The 25,163-nt window shown below is 51.0% G+C and carries 24 protein-coding genes; 13 read left to right on the top strand and 11 right to left on the bottom strand.

All coding sequences use genetic code 11. The features are described from left to right. Positions 1-7 precede the first annotated feature (7 nt). Positions 8-514 carry a DUF6265 family protein gene (locus DFER_RS00120; RefSeq protein ID WP_012779645.1) on the bottom strand — a complete coding sequence of 169 codons (507 nt, stop codon included), beginning with the start codon at positions 512-514 and terminating at the stop codon, positions 8-10. Between the two features lie 227 nt (positions 515-741). Here DFER_RS00120 and DFER_RS00115 point away from each other — a divergent pair, with 227 nt between their 5' ends. The 3 genes from DFER_RS00115 (at position 742) to DFER_RS00105 (ending at position 3,906) form a co-directional block, all read left to right on the top strand. After that, complete coding sequence (locus DFER_RS00115; RefSeq protein ID WP_229206135.1) at positions 742-1,299, top strand: hypothetical protein; 558 nt, start codon at positions 742-744, stop codon at positions 1,297-1,299. 101 nt (positions 1,300-1,400) lie between these two features. After that, on the top strand, positions 1,401-2,327 hold the full coding sequence (locus DFER_RS00110) for a hypothetical protein (RefSeq protein ID WP_012779643.1): 927 nt from the start codon (positions 1,401-1,403) through the stop codon (positions 2,325-2,327). A gap of 16 nt (positions 2,328-2,343) precedes the next feature. Beyond that, positions 2,344-3,906, top strand: a complete 1,563-nt coding sequence (locus DFER_RS00105; protein ID WP_012779642.1) for a vanadium-dependent haloperoxidase — start codon at positions 2,344-2,346, stop codon at positions 3,904-3,906. A gap of 65 nt (positions 3,907-3,971) precedes the next feature. Here DFER_RS00105 and DFER_RS00100 read toward each other — a convergent pair whose 3' ends face one another. The 5 genes from DFER_RS00100 to DFER_RS00080 form a co-directional block, all read right to left on the bottom strand. Beyond that, complete coding sequence (locus DFER_RS00100; RefSeq protein ID WP_012779641.1) at positions 3,972-4,460, bottom strand: YdeI/OmpD-associated family protein; 489 nt, start codon at positions 4,458-4,460, stop codon at positions 3,972-3,974. Continuing rightward, the gene (locus DFER_RS00095; protein ID WP_012779640.1) at positions 4,460-4,810 is read right to left on the bottom strand and encodes a TfoX/Sxy family protein; all 351 of its coding nucleotides are present in this window, start codon (positions 4,808-4,810) and stop codon (positions 4,460-4,462) included. Before DFER_RS00095 ends, DFER_RS00100 begins: the two co-directional genes overlap by 1 nt. 2 nt (positions 4,811-4,812) lie before the next feature. Next, positions 4,813-6,975, bottom strand: coding sequence for a xanthine dehydrogenase family protein molybdopterin-binding subunit (locus DFER_RS00090; RefSeq protein ID WP_012779639.1), 2,163 nt, complete (start codon positions 6,973-6,975; stop codon positions 4,813-4,815). Positions 6,976-7,007: 32 nt separating this feature from the next. Continuing rightward, entirely contained in the window at positions 7,008-7,499 is a 492-nt protein-coding gene (locus DFER_RS00085) for a (2Fe-2S)-binding protein (RefSeq protein ID WP_012779638.1), read from the bottom strand. A 90-nt stretch (positions 7,500-7,589) separates the two neighbouring features. After that, positions 7,590-8,102: a DinB family protein gene (locus DFER_RS00080; RefSeq protein ID WP_012779637.1), complete on the bottom strand. Its 513-nt coding sequence runs from the start codon at positions 8,100-8,102 to the stop codon at positions 7,590-7,592. Between the two features lie 832 nt (positions 8,103-8,934). Between DFER_RS00080 and DFER_RS00075 the strand changes: the two genes are divergently transcribed. Together DFER_RS00075 and DFER_RS00070 are read left to right on the top strand one after the other, a co-directional pair. Further along, complete coding sequence (locus tag DFER_RS00075; protein WP_041735672.1) at positions 8,935-10,161, top strand: DUF819 family protein; 1,227 nt, start codon at positions 8,935-8,937, stop codon at positions 10,159-10,161. Between the two features lie 12 nt (positions 10,162-10,173). Continuing rightward, on the top strand, positions 10,174-10,866 hold the full coding sequence (locus DFER_RS00070; protein ID WP_012779634.1) for a molybdopterin-dependent oxidoreductase: 693 nt from the start codon (positions 10,174-10,176) through the stop codon (positions 10,864-10,866). A gap of 27 nt (positions 10,867-10,893) precedes the next feature. Here DFER_RS00070 and DFER_RS00065 read toward each other — a convergent pair whose 3' ends face one another. Both DFER_RS00065 and DFER_RS00060 read right to left on the bottom strand, forming a co-directional pair. Next, on the bottom strand, positions 10,894-11,655 hold the full coding sequence (locus DFER_RS00065; protein ID WP_012779633.1) for an MBL fold metallo-hydrolase: 762 nt from the start codon (positions 11,653-11,655) through the stop codon (positions 10,894-10,896). A gap of 6 nt (positions 11,656-11,661) precedes the next feature. Next, positions 11,662-12,039 carry a response regulator gene (locus tag DFER_RS00060; protein ID WP_012779632.1) on the bottom strand — a complete coding sequence of 126 codons (378 nt, stop codon included), beginning with the start codon at positions 12,037-12,039 and terminating at the stop codon, positions 11,662-11,664. 187 nt (positions 12,040-12,226) lie between these two features. Here DFER_RS00060 and DFER_RS00055 point away from each other — a divergent pair, with 187 nt between their 5' ends. From DFER_RS00055 to DFER_RS00030, 6 genes are all read left to right on the top strand, one after another. Then, positions 12,227-12,880, top strand: a complete 654-nt coding sequence (locus tag DFER_RS00055; RefSeq protein WP_012779631.1) for a DUF1684 domain-containing protein — start codon at positions 12,227-12,229, stop codon at positions 12,878-12,880. A gap of 124 nt (positions 12,881-13,004) precedes the next feature. Further along, entirely contained in the window at positions 13,005-15,434 is a 2,430-nt protein-coding gene (gene pheT, locus DFER_RS00050) for a phenylalanine--tRNA ligase subunit beta (RefSeq protein ID WP_012779630.1), read from the top strand. Positions 15,435-15,474: 40 nt separating this feature from the next. Continuing rightward, positions 15,475-15,819: a hypothetical protein gene (locus DFER_RS00045; protein WP_012779629.1), complete on the top strand. Its 345-nt coding sequence runs from the start codon at positions 15,475-15,477 to the stop codon at positions 15,817-15,819. Next, positions 15,816-16,127, top strand: a complete 312-nt coding sequence (locus DFER_RS00040) for a cell division protein ZapA (protein ID WP_012779628.1) — start codon at positions 15,816-15,818, stop codon at positions 16,125-16,127. Before DFER_RS00045 ends, DFER_RS00040 begins: the two co-directional genes overlap by 4 nt. Positions 16,128-16,249: 122 nt before the next feature. Next, the gene (gene rny, locus DFER_RS00035) at positions 16,250-17,821 is read left to right on the top strand and encodes a ribonuclease Y (RefSeq protein ID WP_012779627.1); all 1,572 of its coding nucleotides are present in this window, start codon (positions 16,250-16,252) and stop codon (positions 17,819-17,821) included. A 15-nt stretch (positions 17,822-17,836) separates the two neighbouring features. Continuing rightward, positions 17,837-19,375 carry a magnesium chelatase ATPase subunit I gene (locus DFER_RS00030; RefSeq protein ID WP_012779626.1) on the top strand — a complete coding sequence of 513 codons (1,539 nt, stop codon included), beginning with the start codon at positions 17,837-17,839 and terminating at the stop codon, positions 19,373-19,375. A gap of 81 nt (positions 19,376-19,456) precedes the next feature. On the opposite strand, the gene recA is transcribed toward DFER_RS00030, so the two are convergent. After that, on the bottom strand, positions 19,457-20,524 hold the full coding sequence (recA, locus tag DFER_RS00025) for a recombinase RecA (RefSeq protein ID WP_012779625.1): 1,068 nt from the start codon (positions 20,522-20,524) through the stop codon (positions 19,457-19,459). 336 nt (positions 20,525-20,860) lie between these two features. Between recA and DFER_RS00020 the strand changes: the two genes are divergently transcribed. Beyond that, positions 20,861-21,898, top strand: a complete 1,038-nt coding sequence (locus DFER_RS00020; protein ID WP_041734584.1) for an aminopeptidase — start codon at positions 20,861-20,863, stop codon at positions 21,896-21,898. Positions 21,899-21,910: 12 nt separating this feature from the next. Then, positions 21,911-22,717 (top strand): DUF3108 domain-containing protein, encoded by an 807-nt coding sequence (locus DFER_RS00015; RefSeq protein WP_012779623.1) that lies wholly within the window; start codon positions 21,911-21,913, stop codon positions 22,715-22,717. On the opposite strand, the gene DFER_RS00010 is transcribed toward DFER_RS00015, so the two are convergent. Together DFER_RS00010 and dnaA are read right to left on the bottom strand one after the other, a co-directional pair. Further along, positions 22,647-23,681: a GNAT family N-acetyltransferase gene (locus tag DFER_RS00010; RefSeq protein WP_041734575.1), complete on the bottom strand. Its 1,035-nt coding sequence runs from the start codon at positions 23,679-23,681 to the stop codon at positions 22,647-22,649. The two genes, DFER_RS00015 and DFER_RS00010, sit on opposite strands and share 71 nt — an antisense overlap. 38 nt (positions 23,682-23,719) lie before the next feature. Beyond that, positions 23,720-25,147: a chromosomal replication initiator protein DnaA gene (gene dnaA, locus DFER_RS00005; RefSeq protein ID WP_229206134.1), complete on the bottom strand. Its 1,428-nt coding sequence runs from the start codon at positions 25,145-25,147 to the stop codon at positions 23,720-23,722. Between the last annotated feature and the right edge of the window lie 16 nt (positions 25,148-25,163).

Below are 25,163 nucleotides of genomic sequence, written 5' to 3'. Positions count from 1 at the left end.
TGAATGATTAATGGATTCGGCGGTAAGGATAATCGACGCGGCGCATGCGTGACTCGATTTCACCTTCTATATAGGCATAAAGCGAATCTTTTGATTTAAAATCATACACGATCCGCTTTGGAAAATCGTGTTGCAGGTTCTCGAAGACAAACCGGTTGCCCTCGATCGATTTAAGTTTGAACAACACTTCCTTATCATCATTCTGCTGGATGGCCACCGGCGCGTATATGATTTCGGTCCCTTGCAGATAAAGCCGCACTTTTTCAAGCGGCATCGTATCGCCGTTCGACACCGTGTAACTCAGACCGGCGAACTCCTTCGCACTCCTTCGCTGCCAGGTTTCATATATGTCACCTTTGGTACGTTTAGTGTGCCAGGTTCCGACAATAGGCTTCAATTTCTCAAAGTCCTTCTGGCTGAATATGCTGTCCCCTGAAAACCCGCACAACAGAAGAAAAAGGGCGCAGAGTTGCCTTCCACTCACAGGAATCCAGCAGGAACAGGATGCTTTCATAACTTTTCGGGTTTCGTAATGGCTGTGTCAAGATAATAAATTTTGCCGCTGGTAGCGCTTCACGCCGACTGCACATTGTTGAAATACAAATGAATAACCTAATCATCCTATAACAAATAACCACTGGTTACTATATTTTACAGAAAATGAGGACGTTAATGCTGCGCGAAGGGCTTGTATATATGTATCTTAAATGCTTACATTTGGTTATAAATCCTCTTTAAAAATTGAGAAGAACGGCGTCGATAGGGTTACTGGCACTCCTGCTCTACAACATGTTTGGGCTGAGCCTTGCTGTTCTTTACTTTGAAAAAGACTACCAGATCGCCGCATCCGACGGGCCCTTTGAAGAGAAGGTCATGAAGATGCACCTGCCGTCCCTGCCTTATGCCGAGAATCTCGAATTTGATGAAAAACTGGAAGGCCTGATCCGTCAGGACGGGCAGTTTTATAATGCGACCCGCATTTTGCATGAAAACGACACACTTTACGTGACACTGCAAACCAACGAGGCCGCTAGGGACCATTTTTTTGAACTGGCTAATGCGGCCCAGGTCCTGAACGAACCGCATGCGGATGTTCCCAAAAGTCCTTACGGAAAAGCCATGGAACTGCTGGGCAGTCTACTGAAAATCTACATTCCCAATACCGGTAAATTCGCTTTCTTTTTCCAGGACAACAGCGGAAAAACCGTGACCAAGGGCTGCAATTCCTACAAGGAAGCGTGCTACCTGCCGTTCCAGATTGCCCTGGCCTCCCCGCCACCCGAGCCTCGCCAGGCCTAGCCTGACTTTCAGCGCTTTACCGACGACTCTCTCGCCGTGGCCGGCATGCGCTGCCCTATTACGTCCCTTTCACGACGTTCCAACTTCTTAAATTCAATCCTATGATGCATTCTTTACTTCATAAAGGGCTGCGTTTGCTGGGCATATTGCTCGCGTTCGCCGGCTCGCTTCCCTCCGCTTATGCCCAAATGCCGAACGACGCCATTTATATGGGCAAAAAAACGGCCTGCCTCGCGGTTTCCTACACGCATAGCTCGTGGGACCAATACTGGGAAAACTCGCTGAAACGTGAAAACCTCAATATCGGCACGCATACAACGCAGAGCGTCATGCCCATGCTCGCCGTAGGTATCACCAAAAACCTGAACGCGATTGTGGCCCTGCCATACGTGTGGACACGCGCCAGCACCGGTAACCTGATGTGGCAAAAAGGTGTCCAGGATGCTTCATTGTGGCTCAAATACCGTTTTTTGAATAAATCGGGTTTCTCACTGCACGCCATCGGCGGCGCATCGCTTCCGGCATCCGACTACATTCCCGACTTCCTGCCCATGTCCATCGGTATCCAATGCCGGACGGCCACCGCGCGGTTACTGGCCAGCTACCGCCACACCAGCGGCATTTACCTCACCGCTTCCGGGTCGTATATTTTCAGAAGTAAAATCAACATCGACCGCGACTCCTACCAGGCCGACGACAAGTTGTACAACACCAGTAAAGTGTCCGTGCCCAATGCATATGACGCTTCGGCGCGGCTTGGCTACCTGAAAAAAGCCATCCAGGCAGAGGCGTTTGTGGAATACGGCGCCTGTGACGGCGGCGACAATATCCGCCGCAACGATATGCCGTTCCCGACCAACAATATGAAGTCGACCGTGGCAGGCGTGTATGCCAAGTTTCAGCCTAAAAACATAGGCGTCAATGCCCGTGCATCGCATGTGCTTTCCGGACAGAATGTAGGCCAGAGCACCGCATTTTCGGTAGGCGTGCTGTACCAGTTCCGCTATGCGAAAGAAGCTAAAAACTAATATTCCATCAGAAACAATGAAAATCAACTATATCTCCTTTCGGCAATCGATCACGCGACTGGTACTTCCGGCCCTGGCAGTGACATTGCTTTGGTCATGCTCCAAAACCGTCGACGAACCCACCGCGGGAATCAACACGCCATCCAGCCTGGACGAAAATGCGGGTAAATGGAAACCCTACGTGCTCGCATCATCCGACGAAATTGCCGTAGCCCAGCCCAAAGAAGCTACATCCGACGACTATAAGGCTGAGCTCAAAAAGGTGAAAGACCTGACCGAATCGGTCACGCCTCAGCAGCGTGAGCAAATCAACTATTGGGGCGCAGGCGCCGTGTACCGTTGGAACGAAATCGCGCGCGAACTTTGCGCCCGCTACAATAGCCCGCCGGCTTCCAATGCGGATGGCAAATACCCCATTCCCGATGCCACCAAGCCGCTGCAAGACCCCAAGTTCCCGTTCGCTAACCCGCCCTACGCCGCCCGTGCATTGGCATACCTGAGCGTAGCGCAATATGACGCGCTCGTGGCTGCATGGAATTATAAATTCAAATACAACCGCAAAGCGCCTTCCAAAAACGACACGTCCATTAAAGCGCTCCTGCCCGTGAGCGACCTTCCGTCCTACCCTTCGGAGGACGCGGTGGTAGCGGAAGCTTCGGTAGTAATCCTGAAAGCGATGTTTCCGGGCGAAGTGCCGTTTCTGGAAGCAAAACTTGCAGAGCATAAGCAAAGCAGAATTGCAGCAGGTATGAATGTCGAAAGCGACATGCTCGCAGGCGCGGAACTGGGTAAGGCTGTGGGAGCGAAAATCATGGGACGCGCCCGGACCGACAAAATGGGCAGTGCCAACAACCAGGCGCAAACCGCGGCAATGATCGCCAATGCGAGGAAAATCGGCGTTACAGAGCCTTGGGTAAGCCAGGAGTTTCCGCCTCGTCCGCCAATGCTTCCCACTTACGGCTTCGTAAAACCCTGGAACTTCGACTCTGCGACCGTCGTTGCGCTCCGCCCCGAGGCGCCGCCGGTGATCGGCAGCCCGGCATTTCAGAAAGACATGAACGAACTGCTCGACATTGCTAAAAAGCAAACCCGTGAGCAGGCACGCATTGCCAGCTTCTGGTCCGACGGCGTGGGCAGCTACACACCGCCCGGCCACTGGCACCGCAAAGGCGCCGAATTGTGCCACGAAAACAAATACAGCGAAGTACGCACCGCACGTACGCTGGCATTGCTCGGTACCACCATGCAAGACGCCGGCATTTGCTGCTGGGACGTGAAGTATTACTATTACTACCCACGCCCGAACCAAATGAGCAGCAAAATCAAAACGTCCGTCGGGCTGCCTAATTTCCCGTCGTACACGTCCGGTCACTCGACCTTCTCAGGTGCCGCCGCCGAGGTACTCGCGCACATTTTCCCCGCTAACAAAAAAGAAGTCGACGACATGGCCTCCGAAGCTTCCATCTCCCGGATCTACGGCCTGATCCACTACCGCTTCGACTGCGAAGTTGGACTCGCATCAGGCCATAAAATCGGCGGATACGCAGTAGCGCGCGCGAAGACGGATGGTGCGGAGTAGTGCGTTTGGACTTAAAACTGAAAAATCCTTGTCAATCGACAGGGATTTTTCAGTTTTAAGCGTTTTCAAATCGGCCTATCCCCCGTCAGCCGCTTGCCTTGCAGGAGCATTTCGATCATTTTGGCGATGCGGGATACTTTGGTTTCGTCTTTTTTGGCGGCGTAGACCCAGTCGCGGTATTCTTTTTGGGCGCCTTCGGCGAGTTTTTGGAAATTGGCCCAGGCTTTCGGCTCGTCTTGGAGGCATTCGATAAGTTCTTCCGGGATGGTCAATGCCGATTCGTCGGCATAGAGGACGACCGTCACCCAATCGCCGGCCTCCTTTTTGATCTTTTTTCGAATTTCCGCTTTTACGGGAAGGAAAAGCTGGCCTGTTGCCATCGACATCAGGTTGCAGCCCATCAGCTCATAGTCGTCGATTCGCCCTTTTACCTTGACTAATCCAGCCTTTTTGGGAATGTCTTTCCGGATTTCAGAGATGACAATGAACGTCCAGCCGCCTTTGCCGGCCATCCGTTGCAATTGGTACTTCTTGCTGACCAACAATTCTTCCATTATTTCTTCTTTTTCGAAGATTTGGCAAATTGGTTGAACCCAATGCACTTTTCGATCCACCAATTGAAAGCATCCTGCGAAGAATAGGCCTCCGGGCTTACATACACATACCCGATCGCTGTCCGGCCGTTCATGACCATTGGCTCCACGCCATTCTTTTCGAGGGCGGCTTCAAACTCGTCCGGACCAATCCGGCATAGCAGCACGTCGTTGCGGACGCAAACGCATAATTTGTCGTCGACCATAAAAGCAAGTCCCTGGAAGAGGATCTTCTCTTCCAGGGACCGACCGGCCAGGTGACCGGCCAGCGATTCGCGAATCCGGTTTGCTACCCGTTCGTCGTAGGCCATAATTATGAGATGTTGTTAATGTCGAAAGGTAATTTCCGAAGCCGCTTGCCGGTCGCCGCGAAAATCGCATTGCCTAATGCCGGTGCGATCGGCGGCAGGCCGGGCTCTCCCACTCCGCCGGGGACAGCGCCGCTGTCGACGATGTGGATCTCCATCGGTGGCGTCTCATTCATGCGCATGACATTGAACTGATGGTAGTTCGTTTGGTCGCAAATGCCGTTCGTGAATGTAATGCCGTCCTTGATCGCCGCGGTAAGGCCCATCACGATGTTGCCTTCCGTTTGCGCCTTCACGTTGTCGGGGTTCACATAATAGCCGCAGTCGATGACCGACACCACTTTATCGATTTTCACACCATTATCCTTTTTGGAAACGGTAATGCAGCATGCCGAAATACTGCCGAACGATTTGAACACCGCAAGGCCCTTGCCGGTGCCTGCCGGCAGTTTTTCGTCCCAGTTTGCCTTCTCGGCCAATGTATCGAGCACTTTTTTGAAACGGTCGTCGGGCAGGATTTCCAGTCTCGCTTTGAGCGGGTCCTTCTTCGCCAGATGCGCGAGTTCATCGATAAAGCATTCCTGGCCCCATCCGAAGTTGGACGCGTACACCGATCGCCACCACACTACGGGAATGTCGGTTTTGACATTCGTCCAGCTGATTTTGGAAGCGGTCCCAAACTGGTATTTGTTATTTCCTGTACTGATTTCTTCGCTCAGCCATGGATCCGCCTCGTCGTCTTTCAGGCCTTTGAAAACCTGCCCTACAATGGACTCGCCGATGGCATGGTGATGAAAACCGGTGATCTTTCCGCTTTCCACGAAACCCTGCATGTGGCTGAGCATTCCGGGACGGTAAGGTCCCTGGGTAATGTCGTCCTCCCGCGTCCAGATTACTTTTACAGGCTTTTTCAGTTCCCTCGAAATATGGCAGGCTTCCAGCAGGAAGTCGTGATAAGCCTTGCGGCCGAATGCGCCACCCAGCAAGGTCACATTGATTTTCACCTGCTCGGGTTTCACATTCAGATACCCGCAAACATCGCGCATCGCCCAATCAGGCCCTTGTACGGGTGCCCATATTTCCACCGAACCGTCGTCCTTCACATGCACCACCGCATTCTCGGGCTCGATCGGCGCGTGGGCGAGGAACGGCGTTTCGTAATGCGATTCCAGTTTTTCCATGGCCGTGGCGTATTTGGCATTGAAATCGCCTTTTTCCTCAAAATTCACCCCTTCCTTCTTCGCAGCATCATAAGTAGCAGCGAAATAGCCGGCGGTGTCCACTGTTTTGGCATAATTGCCATTATCCCAATTGACTTTCAATGCATTTTTGCCTTTCAACGCCGCCCACCAGTTGGTAGCTACTACCGCAACCGCCTCCGACTTGCGGTGCGGCATCGTTCGTTCGGTTTTAATCACCTGCAAAACACCTTTCACTTTCTTCGTTTCAGCAACATCGATGGAGGAAACTTTTCCGTGGATCATCGGTGAATGCACGATAGCCGCATACACCATGCCGGGCACGTCTACATCCAGTCCGTACACCGCCTTGCCCGTCACGCGCTCCGGCACGTCGAGGCGCTTGTTATATTTTCCGATGATTTTGAAATCCTTCGGATCTTTGAGCTTGGGCTCTTTGGGAATTTCCAGTTTCGAAGCGTCATCGGCGAGCTCGCCGTAGGAAAGGCTTTTTCCGCTGGCCTTGTGCCATATTTTGCCGTCCTGGGCCACGCATTCGGATACCGGCAGGTTCCATCTTTTGGCCGCGGTGGTCGTCAGCATTTCCCTCGCCGCTGCGCCGGCCTTGCGGATGGGCATCCACAGCTCGCGGACGGAGCTGCTGCCGCCGGAAGTCTGGCTGCCGTATTTCCCCTTGCCGTCGCTTTGCACGATGAGGACTTTTTCGAGACTTACTTCCAATTCCTCGGCCAATAGCGACGGCACGGCCTGCGTGGAGCCCTGGCCCATATCAGGCCGCGGGTTTACCAGCGTAATGTTGCCGGTGGTATCGATAATGATAAAAGGATTGATTTCCAGTTTCAGGACCGCCGGGGCGATCTTTTTCAGGGAGGCGTCCCTGGTAAAGCCCGAAATGCCGACGGCCAGTCCAAGCGAGGTAAAACCGGCGGCTTTCAGGAAGTCGCGCCGCGATGTTTGTGTATTTTCCAATGTTTTTTTGAGGCTAAGGTTAATGAATGGGCCTAGCGTTGTCCGATGCCTTTTTCGGCAACTTTCATTTCCTGCGACGCGCGGTGGATCGCCTTTCTGATCCGGTCGTACGTACCGCACCGGCAGAGGTTTCCGCTCATGGCGGCGTCGATATCGGCGTCGGTGGGGTTCGGATTGGATTTCAGGAGAGCGGTCGCTGACATGATCTGCCCCGACTGGCAATAGCCGCATTGCGGCACCTGCTCTTCGATCCAGGCTTTCTGAATAATGCTCATCTTGCCTTCCCCGATGCCTTCGATCGTCGTGATCTTGTCGTTTTTGCCGATACTCGAAACGGGCGTCTGGCAAGCGCGGGCGGGTTGACCGTTCAAATGGATCGTGCAAGCGCCGCAAAGCGCCATTCCGCATCCAAATTTAGTCCCTTTCAAATCGGCAAAGTCGCGTATCACCCAAAGCAGCGGCATATCGGGTTCCACATCGACTTTCACCTTTTTGCCATTCAATGATAGGTTGTATACAGCCATGGTGATGGTGATGAAGATTTAATGAGAGTGGTGAATAATCTTGTAAAATATCGCAAAATCCCTGACTTTTACAACAAATGTGGAGCTAACTCAGGCTTTTAGAAAAATAAGCTGACCGAGGTGGTAAGCCTCATGATTAGTCCTGTTAATCAATATATTAAGCTTGTTGCGATGCGGCTCTCGTGCGAAATCCTCATCGGATATCGCATTATGCTTTGTGAACCATTCCTCGGCATCAAGTTCGGTGAAGTAGCGGGTTAATACTGCATTCAGGTTGGCCCATTGGGCTTTCAGGTCGGCTACCGAGGGAATTTCTTCAAATGTACGGTCGGGGTCTTTCACGAAAAGATGGTCGAGTTCCGGGTAAAGGCGTTCTCCCAGCCCGAGAAGCGAAATCATACCGTCGTTTACTGCAATCAAATGTCCCAGCAAATACACTGCGCGGTTTTTACCTTCGGCGACGGGCTCGGCTAAACGTTCTTCGGGCAATTTGGCCAGCCAGCCGTTCAGGCGCTGGTTTTGCAGCTCCCAGTTAGAGACTACCATTCTGACAAATAATTCTCTGGCAGCTTTCAGGGCTGTGGTTTCGTCCTGCGTATTCATGGTGAAGGTTTCTGGATGTTTGGTGGTTAAAAAAACGGATCGGCTCCGATTTCGACAACAACATCCGCTGCGGCAAGGATCGCTGGCAGGCTTATTTATTTTTTGTTAATACCTGTAAAATGTGTTTCGCTAAGGATTGCGCCAGGAAACGCCTATTAGTTTGTAGCCTTTGTTGGTACGCAGGAAGGTGTATTGTTCCTGGAAATCAAGCCAAAAGCGCAATAATTCCATTGTAGTTAGGCACCATATCTTTATATTTCAGTGTTCTATGAGCCAGAAAGAATGATACCGCTATGGAAAAAGTAAGGAAATACAGCAGTTTTAAGGCAATGAAGGATACCGCCACCAGCGGTGAAGTCAGTACTGCTGTACTCGCAGAGAGGCACCGAAAGTTTGAAAGCTTCATCGATCTTCTGAGAGGCGACAATCCGCCAGAGAAATCGCAGCAACCTGTAAGGCAACCGAAGTAAGGATTACCTGAATGCTTGATTTCAACTCCCTTCCCCGGATTATAACATCATTAAACAATCATAGGGTTGAACACATGATCGTGGGTGGTTTTGCTGTGTCCTATTACGGGTACATCCGCATATCAATGGCGCGCAATTCAAATCTTTTTTAAAATTCGATTTGGCGGATTGCACTCTGGATCTGAACCCCTCCATTAAAGCGCCTATCCGGTTTAGGGACGCTTACAACCGGCGAACTTCCTTCAAGCGCGACCTTCGCCACGCCTTTCATTGCCTCTATCAAAAGCCTTAAAAGAATGCATTTCCGGCACATTTCTCTTATTTTTACCCATGAACCTTTCCCTAATCCTTACTCCGACCGCATGATTACCAACGACGCCGTAGTGCTCGGACTCTTAATGCTTATTCTGGCCGGCATATTTTTCACGGCTTCACAGCCCGGCTGGAAACGGTTTTACAACATCATTCCTCCCTTGCTGCTTTGCTACTTCATACCGGGTTTGCTCAACTCGCTGGGCATTGTCAACGGCGCGACGTCGCAGCTCTATCCGGTCGTTTCGAAATACTTTCTCCCCGCGTGCCTTGTGCTTTTCACCGTCGGAATGGACTGGAAATCGCTCACCAAGCTCGGCCCGAAAGCGTTGGCAGCGATGCTGATCGGCACGGCGGGCATTATGATTGGTGGGCCGGTGGCATTATGGATCGTCAGCACCATCAGCCCGGCGACGGTGGCAGGTGAAGGGGCCGACGCCGTCTGGCGCGGACTGGCGACGATCGCAGGCAGCTGGATCGGCGGCGGGGCTAATCAGACTGCATTACGGGAAGTATTTCATCCAAGCGATGCATTATTCTCTCAGATGGTGGCTGTCGACGTGCTCGTTGCAGAACTCTGGATGGCCGCATTGATATATGGAGCCGGCATTGCCTCGCGTGTGGACGCATTCCTGGGCGCGGATAGCCGCACGGTGCAGGAGGTGAGGGAACATATGGATTCGGAACAAAAGGCCAACGAACAAAACCCGATGCTGCGGGATTACATTTTCCTCGCGGCGGCAGGCTTCGGTGCGACAGGGGTAGCCCATGGTTTAGCGGAAATTATTACGCCCTATTTATCAGCCAACTACCCGGCGCTCGAAAAATACAGCCTTACTTCCAACTTTTTCTGGGTGATCAGCATTGCTACATTAATCGGCATCCTGCTCTCCCTCACGCCCGCACGTAAGCTGGAACATTATGGCGCGTCAAGATTGGGCTCGGTGTTCCTCTATGTGCTGGTTGCAACCATTGGAATGCAAATGGATCTCGGCGCTGTTGCCGACAATCCAGGGTTATTTGCCATTGGATTAATCTGGATTTCAATCCACGGCATTATCCTCGTTATCGCCTGCAAATGGCTAAAAATACCGTTCTTTTTCCTGGCGGTGGGCAGTCAGGCCAACGTGGGCGGCTCTGCTTCGGCATCGGTGGTAGCGGCGGCATTTCACCCATCGCTGGCGCCCGTAGGCGTGCTGCTGGCTATTTTAGGGTATGCAATCGGAACTTATGGAGGGTATTTGACTGCTTTAATGATGCAATGGATCAGCACCTAAACATTGACTGACATGGAAGACAACAGCAAACTCGATAAAATCGTCGAAGCGCGGATGAAGCTCAAAGCCCGCTTCGAACAGCAAATGGCGGAAACGCCGTCGGTTTCGGACACAAAGCCGATGGGCACTGGCGAGCCGAACCGCCACGGGATGCCACAATTGCCTGTCGGGCAATACAAAACGCATAAATGGCCGGTACTCGACCTGGGTTTCAAACCAGACATTCACCTTAGCAAATGGAAGCTCGTTATTGACGGCGAAGTGGAATCTCCGATCACATTAACCTGGGACGAGTTCATGGCATTGCCTCAAACCAGCGATGTCAGCGATTTTCATTGCGTTACCACTTGGTCGCGCATGGATGTGCCCTGGGTAGGCGTCCGTCTGGCTGACATTGCCGCATTAGTCATGCCAAAACCGAGCGCTACGCACGTGCTTTGTCACGGCTATGATAAATACACGACCAATCTTTCGCTGGAAGAAGCATTGAAAGAGGATGTGTTGCTTGTCCACACCGCCGACGGCAAACCGCTCGAACGCGATCACGGCGGCCCGGTGCGAATGATCACCCCGCAGCTCTACGCCTGGAAAGGCAGCAAATGGATCAGCCGCATTCAGTTTTTACCTAAAAACCAATTGGGATTCTGGGAGTTGAGGGGATATTCCAACACGGCCTACCCGTGGAGGAACGATCGGTATAGCTGATCCTGCAATTCACCAGACTAAGCCTGATCAAAGATCCAAAACCAGCCCGTCGTACGCCAAATGCACGTGCGGCGGTAATTCGCTTTCCACCACGGCATGAAGGCCGAGTTTATGGCTGATGTGCGTGAGGTAAGCCTGCGGCACGTTCAGTTTATCAATGAGGTCGAGGGCTTGTGAAAGTGTGAAATGCGATAGATGCGGCTCTTTCTGCAGGGTATCGAGCACCAGCACCCGCGAACCTTTGATTTTTTCCTGCTCTTCTTCGGAAATATAGTTGGCGTCGGTAATGTAGGTAAAATCGCCGATGCGGAAGCCGTAAACAGCAAGTTTGTGGTGCATTACCTCAATGGGCGTAAATGTCATGCCTTCCACCTCGAAAGGCCGGTTCTCGATCGGATGAAGCGAGAAATGCGGCACTCCCGGATACCTTTTATCGGAGAATGCATAAGCGAATTCGGTCTGGATCTGGTTGAGTACTTCCAGCCGGCCGTAAAGCGGGATGTCCATCTGCTGGCGGTGGTTGAACGCCCTGATGTCGTCGAGCCCGGCCGTGTGGTCCTTATGCTGGTGGGTGAAAATGGCGGCGTCGAGACTGCGTACATTGGCCCGCAGCATTTGCTGGCGGAAATCGGGGCCGGTATCGATCACGAACGACTTTCCGTGGACCTGAATCCAGACGGAAGTCCGTAAACGCTTGTCGTGCTGGTCATTAGAACGGCAAACGACACAATCGCAGGCAATAACGGGTATTCCCTGCGATGTGCCGGTTCCAAGAAATGTAATCCTCATCAGGTATTATTCTGTCAGATGCGCCACCACTTCAACCAGGCGGTCAAAATTCAATGGCTTCATCAGCGCATCGTCAAATCCTGCATCTTTGAAATCTTCGTCTGAATAGTTTTTGGCATTACCCGTAATCGCCACGATCGGCGTTTTGGCCTTTTTCTCGTCGGGCAATTTGCGGATGCTTCTTGCACATTCCATTCCATCCATCACAGGCATATTGATATCCAGAAGAATAATATCAAAATCCTCTTTTTCAAGCAATTGCAGCACTTGCTCGCCGTTTTTCACGGAAGTGATTTCATAATGCTGAAATTCAAGAATCTTCCTTGCCAGGTTTTGAATTACTGAACTGTCTTCGGCAATGAGTACTCGTTTCGTGTATGACATACGATGGGGCAGGTATTGTGTTTAAGTTTTTTCCCAGGTCAATTTAGATATATTTCAATCAACATCGCAAACCCGATGGACGCGAAGATTCAAAATTATTCCAAAAAAGTAAATAAACCTTCCATACTTTTTCAAAGCGCGCGATCGGGTGCTAAGTTTGCAGTCCGATTACCCAATTATCCTTGTTATGTTCAAAAATAAAGTCATCCGATACAGCACGATCGCCATGTTCATCGCGATCCTCGCCTATCTCATCATCGAAAACATGGGCGGCAGCAGCAGCTCCGACGACGCCGTGGCAGCCAACCCCGCATTATATAAAACCAAGCTCCTCGAAGAACGTGCCGCCAAGGACGAGCAGTTCAAAACGGGCGACGACTCGCCTATCAAGGACAAGGATAGCTTCCACGGCCTCCACTACTTCGAACCCAACCTCGGCTACCGCGTGAAAGCAACCATTTCGCCTTACATGCAGGACGATAAGGAGGTAACCGTTAAATATACTGACGGATCGAGCGAGAAATACGAGAAATACGGTTATGCCAACTTCTCCGTGGAAGGTCAGGCGCAAAAGCTGCTGCTATTGAAGAGCGAAGGCACCATTTCCGTGCTTTTCCGCGATGCCACCAGCGGCAAGGAAACCTACGGCGGCGGCCGCTACCTCGATTATCCCGTGGACCAGATCAAAAACAACACCATTGTGCTCGACTTCAACAAGGCGTATAACCCCTATTGTGCGTACCAGGAAAGCTACGCCTGCCCGGTGCCTCCTGCCGAAAACACGCTGAGCGTAGCCATTCAGGCAGGCGAAGTGACCGAGGAGGCTTCGCACCAGGAATAACGGGTACTGATAAAAAACACGCACGCGGGGTGCAATGCCCGAATGCCGTTCAAACTAAATCATTAATTTTGCAAACAGGCCGCATTTCCCGCGCCTGAATTTTTATTGTTATTAAAGCATTCGCATGAAGATCTCTTATAAGTGGCTTAAAGATTTAATTGAACTAAACGAATCACCCGCGGAAATTGACCGGCTGCTAACCGGCACCGGGCTGGAAGTCGAAGGTATTGAAGAGATCGAATCGATAAAAGGCGGCTTGCAGGGCGTGGTGATCGGTGAAGTGCTGACGCGTGAAAAACACCCGGAAGCCGACCGCCTGAGCCTGACAACCGTGGACGTTGGCGGCGAAACGCCCCTATCCATTGTGTGCGGCGCGCCGAACGTGGCCGCGGGCCAGAAAGTGATCGTCGCAACGGTAGGCGCCACATTATACCCGACCGGCAGCGATCAGCCGCTCGTTTTGAAAAAATCCAAAATCCGTGGCGCATTGTCAGAGGGGATGATCTGCGCCGAGGACGAACTGGGCGTTGGCACTTCCCACGACGGCATTCTCGTACTCGATACGGACTTACCGAACGGCACGCCTGCCGCTGAATATTTCGGCATTTCTTCCGACTACCTGATCGAGATCGGCCTCACGCCCAACCGTGCGGACGCAGCATCGCATTACGGTGTCGCGCGTGATTTGAAAGCGGTTTTGAAGCGTGAAATCACGCTGCCTTCCATTGAGGCATTTAAGACAGACAATCAAAACCTGCCGATTCCGGTAGAGGTTCGCAATACGGAGGCTTGTCCGCGCTATACTGGTCTGACCATTTCGGGCATTACTGTGACGGAATCGCCGGAATGGCTGAAACAGCGCTTGCAAACGATCGGAATCCGGGCGATCAACAACATTGTAGACATTACCAACTACGTTTGCCACGAGCTCGGCCAGCCGATGCACGCATTCGATGCGGACAAGGTTTTGGGTAAAAAAGTGATTGTTACTACCGTTGCTGAGGGCACGCCGTTTGTGACTTTGGACGGGATCGAGCGCAAAATTTCGGCCAACGACCTCATGATTTGCAGCGAGGGTGTGGATGGCAATCCCGAACCGATGTGCATTGCCGGCGTTTTCGGCGGATTGACATCCGGCGTTACGGAAACGACGACTTCCATTTTCCTCGAATCGGCCTATTTCTCACCCGTGTGGGTGCGCAGGACGGCGCAGCGTTTCGCATTGAAAACCGATTCTTCGTTCCGTTTCGAACGCGGCACCGACCCGAATATGCCGCTTTTCGCATTGAAACGCGCTGCATTGCTTATCCAGAAGGTAGCTGGCGGCAGCATTTCGTCCGACATTATCGACCTTTACCCGGAGCCCATTGCGGATTTCAAGGTAAATATCAAAAACAGGAACATCGACCGGCTGATCGGCAAATCTTTGGAAAAAGATCTGATCAAAAGCATTCTGGAAAGCCTCGATATCCAGGTTACTGATGAAACCGAAACCGGTTTCACGGCGATTGTGCCGCCTTACCGCGTGGACGTGCAGCGCGAGGCCGATGTGATCGAAGAGATTTTGCGCATTTACGGCTTCGGTCAGGTGGAACTTTCGGACGCATTGAGCTCCGATTACATCTCGGATTTCCCGGTTAACGACCCGGAAAAGCTGAAACTGCGCGTTTCGGAACTGCTGGTCGGCAATGGTTTCAATGAAATGATCAACAATTCATTGACCAAACCCGAGTACCAGGCCATTTTGGGCGAAAGCCTGGCAGGAACCCCTGTAAAAATCCTGAACTACCTCAGCGAAGACCTCTCGGTAATGCGCCAGACGCTGCTTTTCTCCGGCCTGGAAGTGATTGCTTATAACAGCAACCGCCGCCAGAAGGATTTGAAAGTATTCGAATTTGGCAAAACCTACCACGAAATCGACGGCAAATTCATCGAGAAAGAGCGCCTTTCGGTGTTCGTGACGGGCAATATCACCCAGGAAAGCTGGTTTGAAAAGTCTCGCGAGGTTGTTTTCCATGACCTGGCGGCATTTGTAAACCAGGTGCTGACCTCGATGAAAATCCGCGACGTGCAAAAGCAGGAAGCCGACAGTGCCGTTTTCAAAAGCGGATTGACATTGCTTGCCAATAAAAAACCGGTAGTATCCTTTGGATTACTGAATGCGGCCGTTGCCAAAAAGCTGGATATCAAAGCACCGGTTTACTACGCCGACTTCGACTGGGAATACCTGCTGCGCCAATACAATGCGGCCGTTGAATATGCAGAAGTGCCGAAGTTCCCCGAAGTGCGCCGCGATCTTTCGGTGGTACTGAACAAAAAAGTGACCTTCGAGGAGCTGCGCCAGGCCGCTTTCAAAACCGAACGCAGCCTGCTGCGCGCCGTGAACGTGTTCGATGTGTACGAAGGCGCCAACCTGGAAGGCAAAAAGTCGTATTCGATCAGCTTCATTTTGCAGGACGAGCAGCAAACGCTCACCGACAAGGTGATCGACAAAACGATGCAGCGCCTCATTGCAACCTACGAAAGGGAATTTGAAGCGGTGATCAGAAAGTAAACAACAGTTTTTCATTGTCGGATTTTTTCAGTTGGGAAAAATGGAGAGGACTACCGAACGAATTATCGAACACAAACTATCCGACGTCGAGAAAAAACTCGAAATCCTGATCAATCACAAAGAGAAATTAAACTGGTCGATCTCAGAGCTCCAGCGTGAAAACGCGGAGCTTCGGGCCGCCAATGCGAAGCTCACGGAAGAGTCGAAAGAAATAAGGAAAAAATACACCTCTTTAGAAAAAGACTTTAATAAGTCTAAAAGTTTCGCTAAACTTGTCACTAGTAAACTGACACCAACAGGCGCAATTGCCGAACTGAAAGAATCAGTTGAAAGATATATCCAGGAGATCGATAAGTGCATCGAATTGCTTGAAGATACCTTATGAAAAAAAATAGCATACCTAATCCAGACGTTTCTGTCTTTATAAAACTGCTGGACAGAGGTTTCAAACTGAGCGTTCCGGCGGATCAGGAGAAATTTTACAGGGATGGGTATGAGGTGTTCATGCAGCGAGTGCAACAGCATAAAGAAAAAGGGAAAGTATACGGTGATATAGAGGCCATTGCATTGACTTCTATCGAATGCCTGGTGGCATTGCAACGGAACCAGGAAGAAATGGACGACCTGGTGTTAGCTTTTAAAAGCAGAGTGGAAAAACTGGACGAAAAGATCGCCAGCGCTATTGAGAGCTGAAACCCATACCTAACCCTTTGATTTTTACAGTATCTGCAAAAATATACTTTCAATTTCTTCCTTTTTCGGCATTTCAACGCGGGTGTAGTCGGTAAAACCAACTATATATAACCATTATTGAAATGTCAAATTCTTTGTTCTTCATCGTCATCCTGTCCGATATCATCGCCGTAGGGGTGGGTATTTTTGCAGGTAAGTACATTTTTCAGCGATCATTCGACGCAAAGGAAAAGGAAGCCCAGGACCGTGCCGCTGAGATTCTGCGGAATGCCGAAGTAGCAGCCGAAAACATCAAAAAAGACCGCATTCTAGAAGCAAAAGAAAAGTACCTCCGCCTCAAATCGGAATTCGAAGAAGACGCCAACAAGAAGCGCAGCATTCTGCAAAGCAACGAGCAGAAACTCAAACAGCGCGAACAGAGCCTGAACCAGAGCATGGAACAAACCAAGCGCAAGGAAAACGAGCTCGATAACCTCAAAAACAACCTCAATTCGCAACTCGAAGCAGCGACCAAGCGCCGCGAAGAAGCCGAAAAATCCCTCCAACAGCAGGTTGCCCAGCTGGAAAAAATCGCAAACCTTACCGCCGAGCAAGCCCGCGAACAACTCGTGGACGCATTGAAGGCCGAAGCCGAAACCCGCGCGGGATCATATATTAAGAGTGCCATGGAAGAAGCACGTCTGACTGCCACCAAAGAGGCGAAAAAGATTGTGATCGAAACCATCCAGCGCACCGCCGCCGAGCACGCGATCGAAAACTGCGTGTCGGTATTCAACATTGAAAACGACGATATCAAAGGTAAAATCATCGGTCGCGAAGGACGGAATATCCGTGCCCTGGAAGCGGCTACCGGTGTGGAAATCATCGTGGACGACACGCCTGAGGCGATCGTTATCTCCGGTTTCGACCCTGTGAGAAGGGAAATCGCACGACTATCACTGCACCGCCTCGTGCAGGACGGCCGTATCCACCCGGCGCGTATTGAAGAAGTGGTTGCCAAAACACGCAAAAACATTGAAGATGAGATCGTTGAGATCGGTGAGCGCACCGTGATCGACATGGGTATCCACGGCCTGCACCCTGAACTGGTGAAAATGATCGGCCGGATGCGTTTCCGCTCGTCTTACGGACAAAACCTGCTCCAACACTCCCGCGAAGTGGCCAAATTGTGTGCTACCATGGCTGCGGAGCTCGGCCTGAACACCAAACTGGCTAAACGCGCCGGCTTGCTTCACGATATTGGTAAAGTATGGCCGGAAGAATCTGATCTTCCGCACGCAATCCTGGGTATGGAGCTCGCGAAGAAATACAAGGAAAATCCGGAGGTTTGCAACGCCATCGGTGCGCACCACGATGAAATCGAAATGACGTCGATCCTCTCGCCGGTAATCCAGGTGTGTGACGCCATTTCAGGTTCACGCCCGGGCGCACGCCGCGAAATGATGGAATCGTACATCCAGCGCCTCCGCGACCTCGAAAACCTCGCCCTGTCGTTCGACGGCGTGGAAAAATGCTACGCGATCCAGGCGGGCCGCGAGCTACGCGTGATCATCGACGCCGACAATGTGTCCGACGAAAAAGCGGGCTTGCTGTCGTTCGACATCTCGCAAAAAATTGAAAAAGAAATGCAGTACCCCGGCCAGATCAAGATCACGGTAATCCGTGAAATGCGGTCTGTGGCATACGCGCGCTAATCCACTATTTCATACATGACTTACTCGAAGCTTACAAGCACAGAACTGTTGGGAATCCGAACGCTCGGTGAACTAAAAAAAGCAGGTTATCAGTCGCGTTCTATCAAGCAGGAGCTGAGAGATAACCTGATTGAAAAGATCAGGAACAAGGAGAATGTCTTCCCGGGGATCTGGGGTTATGAGGAAACGGTCATTCCGGATGTGGAAAGAGCCATTCTTTCCATGCATAACATCAACTTCCTCGGCTTGCGCGGGCAGGCCAAGACGCGTATCGCACGCATGATGGTGAACCTGCTGGACGAATACATTCCGTACATTAAAAATTCGGAGCTGCACGACGATCCTTTGGCGCCGCTTTCGCGCTATGCCAAAGATGTGCTCGCCGAGCAGGGCGACAATGCTGAAATCGCCTGGCTGCACCGCGACGATCGCTATACCGAAAAGCTGGCCACGCCGGACGTTTCGGTGGCAGATTTGATCGGTGACGTCGATCCCATTAAGGCAGCAACGCTGAAATTGCCCTATTCCGACGAACGCGTGATCCATTTCGGGCTCATTCCCCGCTCCCACCGCGGCATTTTCGTGATCAACGAGCTGCCCGATTTGCAGGCGCGTATCCAGGTGGCATTGTTCAATATCTTACAGGAAGGCGATATTCAGATCCGTGGTTTCAAGCTGCGGCTGCCGCTCGATATTCAGTTTGTGTTTACTGCCAACCCGGAGGATTATACCAACCGCGGAAGCATTGTAACACCGCTGAAAGACCGGATCGAGAGCCAGATCGTGACGCACTATCCGAAAACAATCGAGACAGGCAAGCGCATTACTGAGCAGGAAGCGATTGTGAAGCCCGAGCAAGTGGGCCTCGTACGCGTGAATGAGCTCGTGAAAACGCTCATCGAGCAGATCGCATTCGAAGCGCGTGAAAGCGAATATGTGGATGCAAAAAGCGGTGTTTCGGCGCGCTTGACGATCTCAGCTTACGAAAGTCTTTTGAGCACCGCCGAACGCAGAGCGCTTATCAATGCCGAAGATTCGACTTATGTGCGCATTTCAGACCTTTACGGCGTCGTTTCTGCGATTTGCGGCAAGGTGGAGCTGGTGTATGAAGGTGAGGTGGAAGGCCCGGTAATCGTGGCACAGAACCTGATCGGCAAAGCGATCCGCACGCAGTTCCTCAACTTCTTCCCCGACCCCGAAAAAAGCAAGAAAAGCAAGATCAATCCTTACGCGAAAGTGGTGGAATGGTTTGGCGCCGGCAACGAAATGGAAATGCCCGCCGACATGACCGATCGCGAATACATCGCGCGCCTGAAAACCATAGACGGCCTGGACGATTTCGTGGACATGCTCTCCGCTTACGGCGACCCCGAAGAGAAATTGTTTATGATGGAATTCGCATTGCACGGCATGGCGGAGTTTTCGCTTGTGGGCAAGCAGGCCCTCGACCAGGGTATGAAGTTTCAGGACCTGGTGAGCAGCATGTTCTCCGGCCCCGGCGATGAAGATTATGATTTCGATGAAGACGACGATGATGACCGTAAGCCTTTTTAAGCGGCCCATTATTTTGAAACCAATACCCAACAAAAATGCCCTGCTGAAAACAGGGCATTTTTTATGGTCTCGCTTGAATGCTTATTCCGGTGATCCGTCGTCGGCAACATTAGGCTCGCTGGTGTCGATCAGTGAATCGGGATCGTTGTTGACCAGGCCGCGGATTTTGCCTTCCAGCTCTTCCATCAGCTCAGGATTGTCCTTGATCAGCGCTTTCACGGCATCGCGGCCCTGTCCGAGGCGGTTGCCTTCGTAGCTGAACCATGAACCCGATTTCTTCACGATTTCAAGCTCAACGGCAAGGTCGATGATCTCCCCTACTTTGGAAACGCCTTCTCCGTACATGATATCGAATTCCACCACTTTGAATGGCGGCGCGACTTTGTTTTTCACCACTTTCACGCGGGTACGGTTCCCGAGGATCGCGTCGGCGCTTTCCTTGATCTGACCTACGCGACGGATATCGAGACGCACGGATGCGTAGTATTTCAATGCATTACCACCAGTTGTGGTTTCAGGGTTACCGAACATCACCCCGATCTTCTCGCGAAGCTGGTTGATGAAGATACAGCAGCATCCTGTTTTGTTGATCACCCCGGTGAGTTTACGCAGCGCCTGGGACATCAAACGTGCCTGCAAACCCATTTTGCTTTCGCCCATTTCACCTTCAAGCTCGGCGCGCGGTACCAATGCCGCCACGGAGTCGATCACGATAATGTCCACCGCTCCGGAGCTGATGAGGTGCTCTGCGATTTCGAGCGCCTGCTCACCGCTGTCGGGCTGTGAAATAAGGAGGTTGCTGGTATCAATACCGAGCTTCTCCGCGTAAGTTCTGTCGAATGCGTGCTCGGCGTCGATGAATGCCGCCAGGCCGCCTTTTTTCTGCGCCTCGGCAATGCAGTGCATCGACAAGGTGGTTTTACCCGACGATTCAGGTCCGTAGATCTCCACGATACGGCCGCGCGGAACGCCGCCCACGCCGAGCGCAAGGTCAAGACCCAGTGAACCGGTCGAAATCACCGGAATATCTAATACTTTGGTGTCGCTCAGACGCATCACAGTACCTTTTCCGTAAGTCTTGTCGAGCTTTTCGAGCGTGGTCTGTAACGCTTTTAGTTTGTTGTCTTTATCTGTTGTTGCTTGTGCCATAAAAATGGTAACAGTAATTTGGTTGGTACATAAAAAAGCGGCTTTTGCAGGACAAAAACCGCTCGTAAATGGGTCTTTATTGTTTTGTAAAAATAGCTAATTTCAGATAAAACAACAACCCGCATTTTCGCTAAAAACTTAATTTTTCCCGAAATTTTCGCATTTTAAGGCGTTTGTAATCGAGTTAAATAAATAGCAATACCCAAGCGGTCGTACCGGATTATCAAATGGCACGAGAGGGATGATTTTCAGCGTTTAAATAATTGTCGAATACCTAATTTTGCACCCGGTATTTACTGCATTGTACCGGCTGCTTGCTTATTAAAAAAAGAAATTGTGATCAAAAAAATATTGCTTGCCCTGCTGGTTATCGTCGTGTTGCTGGGCGTTTGGCAAAGGGAAGTGCTAACCTATGCTTTTTTACAAGCCAAAGGACAGATTGGCATACTGATGCAAGTGGAGGACGTGCCCGACGTGCTGAGCGACGAATCGTTCCCCGACTCCCTCAAAGCGAGAATCCGGCTCATTCAGGAGATCAAGAAATTTGGTGTGGACTCGCTCGGACTGACACCGTCTGATAATTATACCACGTTCTACAATCAGCACGGCCGGCCGCTTATCTGGCTCATCACCGCTTCCGAAAGATATAAGGTGCAGCCGCATCAGTGGCATTTCCCCATTGTAGGCACTTTTCCATACAAAGGTTACTTCGATTCCACCCGCGCCGTAGCGGAAGAAAAGGCACTGATCGACAAGGGATTAGATACAGACATCGGCGAGGTATCCGCATGGTCTACATTGGGTTATCTCAAAGATCCGATCCTTTCCAGCATGCTCCGGCGGCGTGATGGCAGTCTTGCCAACCTCATATTGCACGAGCTTACACATGGTACGCTTTTTGTGAAAAACAACCTGGAACTCAATGAAAACCTGGCCAGCTTTGTAGGCGATCAGGGCGCTATACGGTTTTTGAAATACAAATACGGCGCGGAATCCGAGCAAATGCGGCAGTATGAGTATTCGAAACGTTATAATGACGCCTATTCGCAGCACATGCTTAGGGGTGCGGGGCGTTTGGATAGTCTTTATAAGACATTCGGCCCTGATCCCACGCCGGACGCTCACCGGGATTCATTGAAAACCAAGTTGATTACTGATATCGTAAATGACACGGACACACTTCTTTCAGGCAAGCGCACGTTAACAAACAAAAGCCGCTGGCCCGACGGAAAACTTCCCAATAATGCTTACTTTATCAGCTACCTGACCTATAAGTCGAAACAGGACACTTTCAGGCAGGAATTTGAACAGAAGTTTGGGAAGGATTTAAAAAAATACTTGAACTATTTAAAGGGCAAATACCCTTCCCTGTAATGATTGATTAGCATGAAAAGATCGTACACATTACTATTAGCCATTTCGACATTCGCATTGCTGTTTTCCTTCCGCCAGTTCGACGAAAGTGCGGAAATGGACCGCGTTGTTCACAATAAAAGTTTCGGGACCGGTGAGCGCGTCGAATACCGCGTGCATTACGGGTTCATCAATGCAGCCGAGGCCAAAGTGGAGGTGGGCAAAGCCGTTTCGATGATCAACAACCGTCCGTGCTACCGCGTGAACGTAGTCGGCCGCACGGTAGGCGCATTCGACCTCATTTCGCGCGTCCGCGACACGTGGCGGTCGTACATCGACACTACGGCCATTCTTCCGCACATGTTTGAGCGGCAAATTCAGGAGAACAAATACCGCAAGGAAGAAACGGTGTATTTCAACCACAGCAAAGACCAGGCGGTGTCGAATATCAAGGACGAGCGCAAGACCTACAATGTCCCGAACAACATTCACGACATCATCAGCGGCTATTTTTTCCTCCGCACGATCAATTTCGATAAGGTCCGCGAGGGCGAGATCATCGAAGTACCGACGTTCTTTGACGGCGAAGTTTACAAGCTCCGCGTCCGCTACGTGGGCCGCGACGTGATCAAAACCAAATTCGGCAAGAGCAAGGTCCTGCGATTATCGCCGCAAATCCCGTCCAACAAATTCTTCAAAGGCGAAGAACCGATGGCGCTCTGGATATCGGATGATTCCAACAAAATTCCGCTAAAAGCCGAAGTCGACCTCAAAATCGGGTCTTTGGAAATGGATTTAAAGTCGTATAAAGGCTTGAAGAAAGATATCGCCTGGTTTTGATTATCAGCCATTTGCGAAACTCCTGTATCTGGCGCAATTGAAATGGCAATGCATTTCTTCGAATGCTAAAAAAAGGTATTTCCTCCGCCCCGAATCCGGCATAATAGCCTGCAATTGATTGGTTTGGAGGACTTTCAAAATCAAACACCTGCTCCTTACCTGCATTTTCCCGGATGTAGTTATCCAGCATGACTGCCCTTGCATTTCCCCTGCGGCCGTTTTCATCTGCTGCATTGAATATGTAAATCGTTCGCCCGCGGAAATGCACGAGCAGGATGCCAGCATGCACGCGCCTTCCCGCGAGCGCATACATGAGGCGGCCGTTACCATTTTGAATGCATTTTGTTCCCAGCAACCGCAGCGTTTGATATGCGCCCGGTTCGATCTTCCCGATGCGCTGCGCGTGGTTTTTATTAAACAGATCTATCAGTGGCCCGAAATCGTCCGATTCTATGATTTCCCAGATTGCTTTACGACCTCTTTTCACATTCGTCCTGCGATCTTTGGAATAACCCGAAAACAATAGGTCATAAGAATGATCGAGGCGCAGCCAATGCGTTTGGAACACCTCCCAGTCCACGTCCTTATCTCTTATCTTATCGTATAAAGCGTAGTCCTCGGGGCTAAATGCATAGCTTGAAATGTAGGAGAAATGCGTTTTCAATGCCTCCAAAAATGCCGAACACTGCCTCGTACTCAGTTCATCTTTGGAAAAAAGCCCCAAATACTGGCAAAACAGTGGCTGGTAGAGCACGCGCCGACCAAATTTCCGCCTCATGGGCAACGGCATCACAATGGAGAAATCAGCAGCAGAAGGCCAGATGAGTGCCTGCCATTGCTCGCAAACTACATCGAGGTACCAGCTTAATGCGTAAATGACGCATTGCCGGCTATGGTGAATGTGATTGTCCCAGGCTTGCGCATCGATCTGCGCCCGGGAAAGAAGGATCGGCTTTGGTAGCATATGTTCAGGATTTGTCCCGAACATTGATACGCTAAAACCTACTTAAAGTAACTGCGAAGTTTCTGCAAAGTTTCTTCCACGTCCGGGGTTTCGTCCATGAGCAGGTTAATGCTTTGGATCGAATGGATTACCGTGCTGTGGTCGCGGCCGCCGAAATGGTAACCGATGGATTTGAGCGGCAGATCGGTGTATTCCTTGGCGAGGTACATCGCCAGCTGGCGCGGGTAAACGACCTCCTTTTTGCGGCTTTTGCTTTTCAGGTCGGCGATGGAAACCTGGAAGTAATCGGCGATGATTTCCTGAATGGTGTCGATCGTAACCTCCTTATCCTCGTTCATGACGATGTTGCGAAGGGTGTTTTTGGCCAGTTCTACGTCGATATTCCGGCGGGTAAGCGACGCCTGCGCCATCAGCGAAACGATCACGCCTTCGAGCTCCCTTACGTTGGAATTCACACTATGCGCGATGTATTCGATCACGTCATAATCAATCGAAATACCTTCCGACTGGATCTTTTTCTGGATGATCGCGATACGCGTTTCGAAATCCGGCGCCTGCAAATCGGCGGTAAGTCCCCATTTGAAGCGGGATAGCAAGCGGTCCTGCAAGCCTTGCAGCTCACGCGGCGGGCGGTCACTCGTCATGATGATCTGCTTGCCGAGCTGATGCAGGTGGTTGAAAATATGGAAGAACGTATCCTGCGTTTTTTCCTTACCCGACAAAAACTGCACGTCGTCGATCGCCAGCACATCCACTTTCATGTAAAAATCGGTGAACTCCTGCAACGTGTTGTTCCGGATCGAGTTGATGAACTGGTTGGTAAATTTCTCAGAAGAAACGTATAGTACCAGCTTGTTTTCGTAATGGTTGGTAATATAATTCCCGATCGCCTGCACGAGGTGTGTTTTGCCAAGCCCTACGCCGCCGTACATCATCAGCGGATTGAACGACGTGAGCCCCGGACGCTGCGCTACCGCGAAACCGGCCGAACGTGCCAGACGGTTACAATCTCCCTCGATAAAATTATCGAAAGAGTAATTCGGGTTCAGATACGTGTCGAGCGTCAGAGAATCCTGGTCTTTTTCCCGCACCGTAGCGCCCATTCTGGGGTCGGTGGAGAAATTATCCGGTTTGGAATAATTTGGAGATTTCTGGGTTGAGACGTTCATCGTCAGCGGCTGGTGCTTCTCGTTACCGGTGTCGACAATAATGGAATATTCCAATAATCCATCGCGACCGATCGCGTAATCCAGCGCCTTTCTCAGCAGATTAACATAGTTATCTTCCAGCCATTCGTAGAAAAACTGGCTGGGAACCTGCACGGTAAGTACTTTACCATAGAGTTTTAAGGGACGAATGGGTTCAAACCACGTCTTAAAACTCTGCTCTGGAATATGCTGCTGAATAATCCTCAGGCAAGCATCCCAAACCTGGTCTACCTCTCTATTTGTGCTGATTCTTTCCAATGTATAATTTACCAAA

Source organism: Dyadobacter fermentans DSM 18053 (assembly GCF_000023125.1).
Classification (GTDB): Bacteria; Bacteroidota; Bacteroidia; order Cytophagales; family Spirosomataceae; genus Dyadobacter; species Dyadobacter fermentans.
Note: the sequence above shows the minus strand (reverse complement) of the source record. Positions and strands in the feature narration are given on the sequence as shown.